12 protein-coding genes are annotated in these 11,856 nt (G+C 64.6%); 6 read left to right on the plus strand and 6 right to left on the minus strand.

Annotated features, from left to right (window positions below):
• Positions 1 to 35 precede the first annotated feature (35 nt).
• From QA635_RS22680 to QA635_RS22690, 3 genes are all read left to right on the plus strand, one after another.
• Positions 36 to 797, plus strand: coding sequence for a TetR/AcrR family transcriptional regulator (locus QA635_RS22680; RefSeq protein WP_283061546.1), 762 nt, complete (start codon positions 36 to 38; stop codon positions 795 to 797).
• Positions 798 to 1,059: 262 nt separating this feature from the next.
• A complete protein-coding gene (locus QA635_RS22685) occupies positions 1,060 to 1,677 on the plus strand; it encodes a PepSY domain-containing protein (RefSeq protein WP_283061547.1) in 618 nt (205 codons plus the stop codon).
• Positions 1,678 to 1,921: 244 nt separating this feature from the next.
• Complete coding sequence (locus QA635_RS22690; protein ID WP_283061548.1) at positions 1,922 to 2,959, plus strand: aspartate-semialdehyde dehydrogenase; 1,038 nt, start codon at positions 1,922 to 1,924, stop codon at positions 2,957 to 2,959.
• Between the two features lie 154 nt (positions 2,960 to 3,113).
• Here QA635_RS22690 and queA read toward each other — a convergent pair whose 3' ends face one another.
• The 5 genes from queA to coaD all read right to left on the minus strand — a co-directional run bounded on the left by queA (position 3,114) and on the right by coaD (position 6,294).
• Positions 3,114 to 4,190 (minus strand): tRNA preQ1(34) S-adenosylmethionine ribosyltransferase-isomerase QueA, encoded by a 1,077-nt coding sequence (gene queA, locus QA635_RS22695; protein WP_283061549.1) that lies wholly within the window; start codon positions 4,188 to 4,190, stop codon positions 3,114 to 3,116.
• Positions 4,191 to 4,304: 114 nt separating this feature from the next.
• Positions 4,305 to 4,769: a peptidylprolyl isomerase gene (locus QA635_RS22700; protein WP_016846097.1), complete on the minus strand. Its 465-nt coding sequence runs from the start codon at positions 4,767 to 4,769 to the stop codon at positions 4,305 to 4,307.
• Positions 4,745 to 5,182: a hypothetical protein gene (locus QA635_RS22705; RefSeq protein ID WP_283061550.1), complete on the minus strand. Its 438-nt coding sequence runs from the start codon at positions 5,180 to 5,182 to the stop codon at positions 4,745 to 4,747. The genes QA635_RS22700 and QA635_RS22705 overlap by 25 nt, the downstream gene beginning before the upstream one ends.
• Positions 5,183 to 5,187: 5 nt before the next feature.
• Positions 5,188 to 5,751, minus strand: a complete 564-nt coding sequence (locus QA635_RS22710) for a peptidylprolyl isomerase (RefSeq protein WP_028332096.1) — start codon at positions 5,749 to 5,751, stop codon at positions 5,188 to 5,190.
• 45 nt (positions 5,752 to 5,796) lie between these two features.
• A complete protein-coding gene (coaD, locus tag QA635_RS22715; protein WP_076828588.1) occupies positions 5,797 to 6,294 on the minus strand; it encodes a pantetheine-phosphate adenylyltransferase in 498 nt (165 codons plus the stop codon).
• A gap of 267 nt (positions 6,295 to 6,561) precedes the next feature.
• On the opposite strand from coaD, the gene QA635_RS22720 reads away from it, so the two are divergent.
• The 3 genes from QA635_RS22720 (at position 6,562) to QA635_RS22730 (ending at position 9,865) form a co-directional block, all read left to right on the plus strand.
• The gene (locus QA635_RS22720; RefSeq protein ID WP_038387125.1) at positions 6,562 to 6,819 is read left to right on the plus strand and encodes a hypothetical protein; all 258 of its coding nucleotides are present in this window, start codon (positions 6,562 to 6,564) and stop codon (positions 6,817 to 6,819) included.
• Positions 6,820 to 6,985: 166 nt separating this feature from the next.
• Positions 6,986 to 8,884 carry a potassium transporter Kup gene (locus QA635_RS22725; RefSeq protein ID WP_425249202.1) on the plus strand — a complete coding sequence of 633 codons (1,899 nt, stop codon included), beginning with the start codon at positions 6,986 to 6,988 and terminating at the stop codon, positions 8,882 to 8,884.
• Between the two features lie 21 nt (positions 8,885 to 8,905).
• Entirely contained in the window at positions 8,906 to 9,865 is a 960-nt protein-coding gene (locus tag QA635_RS22730; protein WP_283061552.1) for a phosphotransferase family protein, read from the plus strand.
• A gap of 70 nt (positions 9,866 to 9,935) precedes the next feature.
• On the opposite strand, the gene QA635_RS22735 is transcribed toward QA635_RS22730, so the two are convergent.
• Positions 9,936 to 11,711: an adenylate/guanylate cyclase domain-containing protein gene (locus tag QA635_RS22735; RefSeq protein WP_283061554.1), complete on the minus strand. Its 1,776-nt coding sequence runs from the start codon at positions 11,709 to 11,711 to the stop codon at positions 9,936 to 9,938.
• Between the last annotated feature and the right edge of the window lie 145 nt (positions 11,712 to 11,856).

Raw genomic sequence — 11,856 nt, forward strand, 5'->3', positions numbered from 1 at the left:
AGACCCGTCCGATGCACAACGAGATGAATGGGCAAATGGGATTGACGGCAACCAAGGCAAAGGTGGCCAAGCGCGGCGTGATTAAGTCACGCGGCGGCCGACCGACGCGGGACGCTGCGATCGAGCGCGACCAGCGGCTGATCGAGGTCGCCACCCGCCTGTTCCTCGAGCGCGGCTTCGATGCGACGTCGATCGACGCGGTGGCCGAGGCCGCCCGCGTCAGCAAGCCCACGGTCTATGGTCAGTATGGCGACAAGCGGGGCCTGTTCGCCGCGGTGCTCCGCCGCGAGATCGCCCGCTGGCTTGCCCCGCTCGCCGCCGCGGCGGCCGAAGCGCAGGCCGGCGGCAACTGCGACGGTTCGGTCGAGGAACGGCTGACCGAGCTCGGACGCCAGCTATTGGTGCTGAATTGCAGCGCCGACTCCATCGCTTTCAGCCGGATCCTGACCGCGCAGGCAATTAATTTCCCCGAGGTCGCCAAGCTTGCCGTCGACGAGGGCTGGTCGAAAGCGGTGTCCACCACGGCGGATTTCTTCGACCATCTGGTCGACAAAGGCGCCCTCGACCTCGAGGACACCACGATCGCGGCCGAGACATTCCTCAACATGGTGGTCGGCCACACCCACCGGATGGCGACATTCGGAATTCCGATCGACATGAAGACCGCCGAGACCCGGATGGAAGTCTCGATCCGGCTGTTTCTCGCCGGCGCCGTCGGGCCGCAGGACCGGCTTCGCGATGCGGCCAAAGAGGCGATCAAGGAAGCGACGAAGGCGCGCCGCCGCCCGACCCGCTGACAGTTTTAGGATCGTTGCATCGCCTCACACGTTGTCGTGATGAGCCTTGAAGGAAACAGAACGAAACCGTATTGTTTAGTTGCAATGAGACGCGAAACCCAAGTTCAGCCCCCCAACGGTTTCGTGTCGCCTTGTCACTTCGATCGTCACGACGGAGCTGCCGCCATCGCTCCGTCTGAACGTTCGGCGGCCGACCTCTGACTAACAAAGGTCGGCCGCACTTTCTCTGCCCGGGCGGCGGTTCGACGCGACGGATGCGACCATGACGACGGGACGATTACACGCACTGCGGCATTGGGCATTCGGCACGCGGCTGCTGGCAACCGCGCTCATTGCCCTGCCCTTCGCGACGCCGGCGCACGCGATCACGCGCTCAACGGCCGCAGCGCTTACCCCGCAGGATAACGACACCGCGCTCGACGCGCACACGGTTCGCCGCGAGCTCGACAGCTTCCAGGCGGCCCAGATCTCGCTGCGCAAGGCGATGGCGATTGCGGAGGCGCTGCATACCGGTTCGATCACCGCCGACATCAGCTTCGACGGCGCGTCGGAGCCCGCGGTCTACCGGGTCAAGACCATGCAGCAGGACCGCATCTGGCGGCACGCCATCGACGCGGCGACCGGCGAAGTGGTGGGGGGCGAAGCCGCCGCGCCGCTGAAGTCGCTCGGTGCCGAAGACCGTGACAACCTCGTCGTGCTCAAGGCGCTCCGGCATCGCCTCGGCGACGCCGTGCGGGTGGCCGAGCACACGACCTCCGGCAAGGCGATCAGCGGTGGCCTGATGCGCGAACGTGGCAAGCTCAATTTCGTCATCGTCGTGCTCGCCGGCAGCGATCTGAAAGAGGTGATCCTCGAACCGCCCGGCGCGCGCAGGCGCTGAGGCCGGCGCGGCACTCGCCAAGTTTTCTCTCGCCAAGTTTTCGCCCAAAAGCCGTTGACGGACGCCGATCTGTCCCGCATAAGTCCGCTCCATGATCACCGCGACCAAACGCACCAGCAAAACCACCAAGCCCTCCGGGGCCTCGGGAGGCGTGCGCGCGTAGTCGGTCGAACCGCATCATCTCTACCCGAAGCCCCGCCTGATGAAGGTCCGGGGCTTTTTTGTTGCCTGAAATACAACTCGAATGGAGGACAAAGTGAGTAACGATCCCGTCGTCGCGATTGTCGGCGTCACCGGTGCCGTCGGCGCCGAATTCATCGCCACCATGGACAAGCGCGGCTTCCGCGTCGGCAAGCTGAAGGCGCTGGCGAGCGCCCGCTCGGCCGGCAAGACCATCAGCTTCCGCGGCAAGCCGGTCGTGATCGAGGAACTGACCGAGCGCGCCTTCGAGGGCGTCGACATCGCGCTGTTCTCGGCCGGCAGCGGCATCTCCAGGAAGTTCGCGCCGCTTGCGGTGAAGTCCGGCGCCGTCGTGGTCGACAATTCCTCGGCGTTCCGGATGGATCCGAACGTGCCGCTGGTGATCCCCGAAATCAACGCCAACCGCATCCGCGACCACAAGGGCATCATCGCCAACCCGAACTGCGCCGCCATCACCGCCCTGGTGCCGCTGTGGCCGATCCACCAGAAGAACCGCATCAAGCGCGTGATCATCTCGACCTACCAGGCCGCGAGCGGCGCCGGCGCAGCCGCGATGGAGGAGCTCGTCGAGTCCACCCGCGCCAATCTCAACGGACAGGTCTACACCCCGAAGGTGATGCCGCACCCCTACGCCTTCAACCTGTTCAACCACAACACCGCTGTCGATCCGGAGACCGGCTACAACGACGAGGAGACCAAGGTCATCAAGGAGACCCACAAGATCTTCGAGGACGAGAAGATCGCGGTCGGCGTTACCTGCGTGCGGGTGCCGGTGCTGCGCGCGCATTGCGAGGCGATCACCTTCGAATGCGAGAAGCCGATCACCGAGGACCAGGTCCGCGCGATGATGGCGCAGGCGCCGGGCGTCAAGGTCGTCGACGATCGCGCCAAGAACTACTTCCCGATGCCGATCGACGCCTCCGGCCAGGACGACGTGCTGGTCGGCCGCATCCGCAAGGATCTCAGCGACCCCAGCGGCCACTCGATCTCGATGTTCGTCGCGGCCGATCAGCTGCTCAAGGGCGCCGCCCTCAACGCGGTGCAGATCGCCGAGCTGTTGCCCGAACGCGCGATGGCGTGATGTGATGGCGGCACAAATGCCCAACCCGTCATCCTGAGGTGCGAGCGAAGCGAGCCTCGAAGGATGCATCGGCCCTAGTCGGGCCGTCGCCCTTCGAGGGCCGCTGAAGAAGCGGCCGCCTCAGGGTGGCGGTGATAAAGTTGAGCTCGCTTAACTACCTGCCTGCGCGAAACAGCAAACAGGCATCGCCGTACGAATAGAACCGGTAGCCGTCCCTGATCGCATGCGCGTAGGCGCCTTGCATCGTCTCGAGGCCGGAGAAGGCCGAGACCAGCATGAACAGCGTCGAGCGCGGCAGATGGAAATTCGTCAGCAAAATATCGACCGCGCGGAAGCGGTAGCCCGGCGTGATGAAGATCGAGGTTTCCGCAGCAAACGGCTCGATGGTGCCGTCGGCATTGGCGGCGCTTTCCAGCAGGCGCAGCGACGTGGTGCCGATCGCGACGATCCGGCCGCCTTTTGCGCGCGCGGCATTCAAGGCGGAAGCGGTCTCGGCGGTGATGCAGCCCCACTCGGCATGCATCTTGTGCTCAGAGGTCTCCTCGGTCTTCACCGGCAGGAAGGTCCCTGCCCCGACATGCAGCGTCAGGCGGTGCAGCTCGACACCGCGGCTCTGCAGCGCGGCCTCCAGGGCCGGCGTGAAATGCAGCCCCGCCGTGGGCGCTGCGACCGCGCCCTCATTGGCGGCGAACATGGTCTGGTAGTCGCTGACGTCCTTCTCGTCAGGCGTGCGCTTGGAAGCGATGTAGGGTGGCAGCGGCGTGGCGCCGACATCGGCGATCGCCTGGTCGAGCACCGGACCATGGAACGAGAATGACAGCGTCACCTCGCCCTCCTGCCCCTTGGCCTCGACCTCTGCATCGAGATTGCCGAGCAGGCAGACCCTGCCCTCATTGCCGAAGCGGATGGTGTCGCCGGGGCTGAGCTTCTTCGCTGGCTTCACCAGCGCCTGCCAGCGCGAGCCGTCGAGCCGCTTGATCAAGGTCGCCTCGATCTTCGGTTCGGTGTCGCGCCCGATCCGGCGGCCCTTGAGTTGCGCCGCGATCACCTTGGTGTCGTTGACCACGATCTGATCGCCCGGCTCCAGCCACTGCGGCAGGTCGGCGATCGCGGCGTCGCGCAGCACGCCGTCCGGATGCACCACCAGCATCCGCGCGGCATCGCGCGGGCTCGCGGGGCGAAGCGCGATGCTTTCGGGGGGTAGTTCGAAGTCGAAGAGATCGGTGCGCATGGCGGTGACTAATACTTCAGCGCCGTCATTCCGGGGCACGCGAAGCGTGAACCCGGAATCTCGAGATTCCGGGTTCGATGCTGCGCATCGCCCCGGAATGACGGAGTGTTTGACTTACGCCGCGTCGGCGGCCATGCGCGCCTTGACGATCTTGTCCGGATCCTTCACCGGCTCGCCGCGCTTGATCTTGTCGACGTTCTCCATGCCCTCGGTGACCTTGCCCCAGACGGTGTATTGACCATTGAGGAAGGAGGCGTCGTCGAAGCAGATGAAGAACTGGCTGTCGCCTGAATCCGGATTGGCGGCGCGGGCCATCGAGGCGGTGCCGCGGACATGCGGCTCCTTGTTGAATTCGGCCTTCAGCTTCTTGCCGGAGCCGCCCATGCCGGTGCCCTGCGGGCAGCCGGTCTGCGCCATGAAGCCGTCGATCACGCGGTGGAACACGATGCCGTCATAGAAGCCCTCGCGCACCAGCTCCTTGATCCGCGCGACGTGGCCGGGCGCGAGATCCGGGCGCATCTCGATCGTGACCGGGCCCTGGGTGGTTTCGAGGATCAGAGTATTTTCAGTAGCAGCCATGCTCGCTTCTCCTGGCTTCGGGGTGGATACTTCTTATTCCTGAACGGGATCGCGAATGGGCGGCCGGCGACTGCGCCGCCCAGGCTCTCGGTAAATGGCAACGGCGTGCAGCGTTGCAACGTCTCCATCACCGCGATCCGGTATGCAATCCGGTCGTTGTCGGTCGCCTCCTGCGATTCATAGCTGATCCTGGGATGCCCGAGGATCGCGCCCTCGCGGTTGAAGCTGACAATGACGGTGATGTCGATCGGGCCGGCCTTGTCTGCCGGCGGCGGCCGCCAGCAGCGGTGGATGGCAAGAACAACGTCCTTGATCGTATTGAGTTGCTCCGGCTCGGCCTGCACGGGTGCGGCCAGCGTCAGGCAAACCAGCGGCGCGGCGAACCAGGCAAGTGGTTTGCAGCGCGCCGCCATGCGGATCACTTGATGTCGGATGCGACCTGCACCTTCACCATCTTGTCGGGATCGGTGACGGCTCCGCCAGGAGAGCCCGCAGACGCCTTTTTCAGCTTGTCGACCACGTCCATGCCCTGCACCACCTCGCCGATCACGGTGTACTGGCCGTTCAGGCTCGGTCCGTCGGCGAACATGATGAAGAACTGCGAATTGGCGCTGTCGACGCTGTCGCCGCGCCGGGCCATGCCGACGATGCCGCGCTTGAACGGGACCTGGGAGAATTCCTGCTTCAGGTTCGGATATTTCGAGCCGCCGGTGCCGTTGAAGTTTTGGCCGTCGCCGGTCTGCGCCATGAAGCCGTCCATCACGCGATGGAACGGCACGTTGTTGTAGAAGCCCTCGCGCGCCAGCTGCTTGATGCGCTCAGCATGCTTGGGCGCGATATCGGTGCGCAGCTTGATGACGATGCGGCCCTTGGTGGTGTCGATCACGATCGCATCGGCCTTGTCGAGATTGGCCGGCAGCGGCTGCGCGACCGCGGGCACGACGCAGAGCAGCGCAGCAACGAATGCAAGAATGCGAATCATGGCAACTCCGGAGCTTTAACGTTGGGGTGTGGCAAGCCGCCGGGATCAGCCGGCGAACTTGGCCTTCAGGCTAGCTGCGACTGATGACGGCACGAATGCAGAGAAGTCGCCGCCCATCTGGGCGATTTGGCGCACCAGTGTGGCGGTGATCGGGCGGACCGCAACCGACGCCGGAACGAACACGGTATGCACCTCGGGCGCCATCGCATCGTTCATACCGGCAAGCTGCATCTCGTAGTCGAGATCGGTGCCGTCGCGCAGGCCGCGAATCATCAGCGTGGCCTTGGCCGCGCGGGCTGCCGCGACCGTGAGATTGTCATAGGTCGCGCTCTCGAAGGCGCAGCCTGCCTGCTGGGCGATGGGGCCGAACACCTCATGGACCATGGCCAGCCGTTCCTCGGTGGAAAACAGCGGCTTCTTGCCGGGATGGACGCCAATGGCGACGATCAGGCGGTCGCAGAGGAAGACGGCCTGTTTCACCACGTCCAGATGGCCGTTGGTGACGGGATCGAAGGAGCCGGGATAGATCGCGATACGGGACATGGTCCCTCCTAACCCGCCCGGCTCTCCCCGGCAAGCCGCCCGGGTTCCATTGCTTGCTCGAAACAAATTTCCAGTCGTCCAGTGAACGAGTCCTGGGATGCCAGCGTCTACGGGGGTGAATGTTTCGTCGGCCGTTGGCGGACGAAACAAAACCGGCCCGCGACGAAACCATTTCCCGCGGTGGCGAAGACACCAGGAAACTTGCGGCCGGTAGACATTGGACAACGAAACGACGGGCCCGGGCGGCCCGATCAACTGGGGACCGTCATGATCAAGGCACTTTCCGCCATCGCTGTTGCCGCGTTCATTGCCGCCGCGCTCACCGTGCTGCCGGGCTTTGCACCGCAGGTCGAAGCCTCCACGCCGCAGCCGCTGGCCAAGAGCGATCGTCTCGACGTCCACCCGGTCGGCAAGGACTGCTCGCAGCAGGCCTGGCCGAATTTCGAGGCCTCGTGCCTGCGCACCGCCGGCAACAAGACTGTGGTTCGCGAAGCCCGCTTGGTCACCGCCGACCGTACCCCGTAGCGCGTAGTCGAGCGACGTCCCTCGTCAGCCTGGCGTAAGGTCAGGCCGTCACACAAAACCCAATGGTAATTTGCGACGTCCCGTCGCAGACTATCGTCTAAGGCGCCCGGCCGGATGATCCGACGGGCGCAGCCATCGGGGGATTGCCGTGACGAGTACGCCCGCCATCGTTTCTTCTGGCCACCCCCCGTCCAGTCCGATCCCGGTTGCCGTCACGCTCGGTGCCCTGGGCGTCGTCTATGGCGACATCGGCACCAGCCCCCTCTATGCCCTGAAGGAAGCCGCCAAGGCCGCTACCCATGGCGGTCCACTCACCGAGAGCGCGGTGCTCGGCGTGGTCTCGCTGATCCTGTGGGCGCTGATCCTCATCATCTCGATCAAATACGCGATGCTGATCCTGCGCGCCGACAACCGCGGCGAAGGCGGCATCGTCGCGCTCTTGGCGCTGCTCTCGGCGCGCAACGCGGCGCCCGGCACCTGGCGCGGCCATCTTCTGGTGGTCGGCCTGATCGGCGCCGCCCTGCTCTACGGCGACGGCGCCATCACGCCGGCCATTTCGGTGCTGTCGGCGATCGAAGGCCTCAAGGTCGACGCGCCCTCGCTGACCCCTGCGGTGGTGCCGATCACCGTCGTGATCCTGATCGGCCTGTTCATGATGCAGAAGCGGGGCACCGGCTTCATCGGGAGGATATTCGGTCCGGTGATGCTGTTCTGGTTCGCCGTGCTGGCAGCCCTCGGCATTCACGGCATCGTCAAGGCGCCCGGCGTGTTGGTTGCTCTGAGCCCGCTCTATGCATTCGATTTCCTGATCCATCAGGATTTTCACGTCAGCTTCGCCATCCTCGGCGCCGCCTTCCTCGCGGTGACCGGCGGTGAAGCGATGTATGCCGACATGGGGCATTTCGGCCGCTTTCCGATCCGGCTCGCCTGGTTCGCCGTCTGCCTGCCCGCTCTGGTGCTGAACTATTTCGGCCAGGCCGCGCTGTTGATCACCGACCCGACAGCGATCGAAAATCCGTTCTTCCAGTTGTCGCCGGACTGGTCGCATTACCCGCTAGTCCTGCTCGCGACGATCGCCACCGTGATTGCCTCGCAGGCCATCATCTCGGGTGTGTTCTCGCTGACCCAGCAATCGATCCAGCTCGGCTTCCTGCCGCGCATGCACATCGAGCACACCACGAGCGATGCCATCGGGCAGATCTACGTGCCGCTGGTGAACTGGATGCTTGCGGCGGGGACACTCGGCGCGGTGCTCGCCTTCGGCACCTCGGACGCGCTCGCCGGCGCCTACGGCATCGCAGTGTCGCTGTTGATGGCGATCACCACGCTGCTTGCAGCGCTGGTCGCGATCCAGTGGGGCTATTCGCCGATCATCGTGATCGCGGTGAACGGCTTCTTCTTCATCATCGACGCGATCTTCTTTGCGGCGAACTCGACCAAGCTGTTCGAAGGCGGCTGGTTCCCGCTGCTGCTCGCCGCTGCGGTGGCCTTCCTGATGCTGACTTGGCGCGGCGGCGTGAAACTGGTCGAGACGGCGCGCAGCAAGCTGCGTCAGCCGGAAGAAGATCTGATCGAGACCGCGGTCAACAAGTGCCACAGCCGGCTGCCGGGCACCGCCATATTCCTCGCCTCCGCCCCTAACGGCGTGCCGCTCGCCTTGACCCAGTTCGTCAAGCACAACCACGTGCTGCACCAGCGCGTGCTGCTGGTCACCGTCCAGATCGAGGAATCTCCGCGCATCTCGGACGAGGATCGCGTTGTGGTTCACGACGTCACCCCCGGCATCATCCGCGTCATCCTGCGTTACGGCTTCATGCAATATCCGACCGTTTACGAAGGGCTGAAGCTCGCCTGCCGCCAAGGCAAACTGCCCGGTCTCCGTCTGACCGATGTGACCTACTACATCGGCCGCGAGACCATCATCCCGCGCGAGGACATTCCGGGCATGTGGGTATGGCGGGAATCGCTATTCGCGTTCCTGCAGCGCAACGCCGAACGGTCGGCGGCGTTCTTCGGCGTGCCGACCGGACAGGTCGTGGAATTCGGGACGGAGATCGAGATCTAGTCCCACAGCCCGGATGCGGACATGTCAGACGATCCGCCTCTTCAGCTGAAGCCGCGGCTGGCGATTTCGATCGATCAGGCTCAGGCGATCATCGATCGGGTTGCGCCAGGCGCGCGCGTGGCAGGCATCACCGAGCTACGCGGCGGCGAGATCAGCACGATCCTCGAGATCACGCGGGCGGACGCGCCAAGCTGCATCCTCAAGGTCTACCCCGCCCAGCTGCAATGGAAGATGGCGAAGGAGGTCTATGTCCTCGGTCTTCTGCGCGACGCCGGCATTGCCATTCCCCGCATCCTCATAGCCGACGACAGCCGCGCGCTGATCGACTTCAATTTTGTGCTGATGAGCAAGCTCGACGGCGTCGTGCTCGGCGATCGCGAGGCGGCACTGACGGATCAGGAGCTGTTTTCGATCTACGCCGCCATGGGCTCAGCGCTCCGCCATATCAATGGCATCAAGCTCGACAGCTTCGGCTATATCGGTCCGCACGGCGTCTGGACGTCGCACCCGACCAACCACGCCTATATGTCCGCGCAGTTCGAGCGGAAGCTGACCGAGTTTTGCACGCGCGGCGGGGAGGAAGCGCTGGCCGCGCGGCTGCGGGCCAGCATCCTGGCGCGGAGCGTCCTGCTCGACGCGGCCGCCACGCCCCGCCTCTGCCACTATGACTTCCACGCCGGCAACGTGCTGGTGACACCGGAGGGGCAGCCGCGTCTCACCGGCATCGTCGATTTCGAGAATGCCACCGCCGGCGATCCGCTGATGGACATCGCCAAGGCGCTCTATTACTTCACGCCGAGGGACGCGCCGAAGCGCGACGGATTGCTCGCGGGCCACGGCACAAGCGAGCGGCCGGACTGGGAGGCCACGATCGCGCTCTACCGGCTGGCCTCGACGCTCGAGCTCTGGTGCTGGTTCGCGCAGATCGGCCGGATGGACGCCCTTCCCGGGCTCACGCGCGAACTGGAAAGCGCCATCTAGGCCGCGCCCCCACAAACACAGAGCCTGCGGTGCTCCCGACGGCGGCCTCGTCGGCGCCCGCGGGCACAATTCATTCGGGCAATCCCGCCTTCCGAAGCCCCTCGATCAACAGCTGTGCGTTTGGGTACCCGCCCCTGGCGATCATTGCGGATATTGTAAAGGCGGGATCGAGCTGAAGCAGGAGCGCTGCCGCCTCACGCGCCTCCGCGTCGCGTCCGAGATGAGCGAACGCGGACGCGAGACAACGGTAAGCCAGCGAATAGGAGGCGTTCTGGCGCCGGCATTTGTTGGCTGCGGCAATGGCCTCGTCAAAGCGGCGAAGCTCGATGAAGGCCATCCCCATCCCAACAAACGTGATGGGTAGCCGCGGGTCTAACGGGCTCAGGCGGATGGCGCGTTCAAAACTCCGGACCGCTTCATCCGGAAGCCCGGCAACTCTGTAGACGCTGCCTCTGGCGGTCCATGCGCGATATGAATTCGGATTGAGAGCGACCGCCCGGTCGGCCAATTCGATCTCACTCTCGCAATCGCCAACCATGTACGCCGAGGTGAGGGAAACCCAGGCTAATGTTTCCGCATCACCATCGTCGATGCTCAATGCCAGGCGAAGCAGCCGAACCGCTTCCTTGCGGTCAGATTGAGGATCGACGGCATGCCCCCAAAGGATGTTCTGCATGTGCGCGAGACCTGCCAGAGCGGCGACAAAGCCGAACCGGGGGTCAAGCTCCAAAGCACGATGCGCCAGCCTGATCGCCTCGGCCAACCCGTCGGCGGTCATCAGGTAATGCTGCTGCATGGCGCGGAGATAGAAATCATAGGCGGTGAGGTTCTCCGGTCGCCGTGCCGACAGGCCGATTTCGATCTGCAGCAATTTTGGTTGAATGGCCGAAACGACGGCGACGGTCACCTCGTCCTGGAGAGCGAATATGTCCGTCAGGTCGCGCTCGAACCTGTCTGCCCAGATGTGCGTTCCGGTCACCGCATCGATCAACTGCCCGGTGATGCGAACCTTCCCCGCGGCCTTGCGCACAGACCCCTCAAGGACATAGCGGACGCCGAGCCTGCGGCCGACCTCCTTGATATCGACCGCCCGGCCCTTGAAGGTAAAACTCGAATTTCGGGCGATCACGAACAGCCATTTGAAGCGCGACAGCGCCGTGATGATCTCCTCGACCATTCCGTCCGCGAAGTATTCCTGCTCGGGGTCGCCGCTCATATTCTCGAACGGCAGCACGGCGATCGACGGCTTGTCGGGGAGCGCCAGAGCTTGCGCGCTGTCGACCGGCGGCTCGATCGGGGCGCTCGCGGGATGGCCCGAATTTATCCTCAATCGCCACGCGCGCATCGGCTCAGCAATGTTCTTCAGGTTCTGCGAGCCCATGTCCTCGAACACGGCATCGACCTTGCCGCGGATTTGACGTTGCGCATCGTCCGAGATGCAGATCCCGCCGGGCTCCGCGATCCCTTCAAGGCGGGCGGCGATATTGACGCCGTCTCCAAAGATATCGTTTTCATCGACGATGATGTCGCCGACGTGGATGCCAATGCGGAATTCGATCCGCTTGAGTTGCGGCACCGTGGCATTTCGCTCGGCCATTGCGCGCTGGACCTCAATGGCGCAACGCACCGCATCCACGACACTGCCGAACTCGGCGAGCACGCCGTCGCCCGTGTGCTTGACGACCTTGCCACGGTGTTCGCTGATCTTGGGATCAGCGAGTCCACGCAGACACTCCCTCAGCCGGACGTGCGTCCCTTCCTCGTCCAGGCCGGTCAGCCGACTATACCCGGCCACGTCAGCCGCCAGGATAGCTGCAAGCCGCCGCTCAACGCGATGATCGGTCACAACGGCCTCCCGAAATCGGTAGATCCGCCGGACCCCATCAAAGCATAGGGCGTTGCCCTTGGGCTAGGGGCGCACGGCAGGCCCGCCGGATTTCGCGGAGCCTGTCAACGGGCGCGCCTGTTGCGCGCCCGTTGGCTGCATTCGG

The organism is Bradyrhizobium brasilense, assembly GCF_029714345.1.
GTDB classification, from domain to species: Bacteria; Pseudomonadota; Alphaproteobacteria; order Rhizobiales; family Xanthobacteraceae; genus Bradyrhizobium; species Bradyrhizobium australafricanum.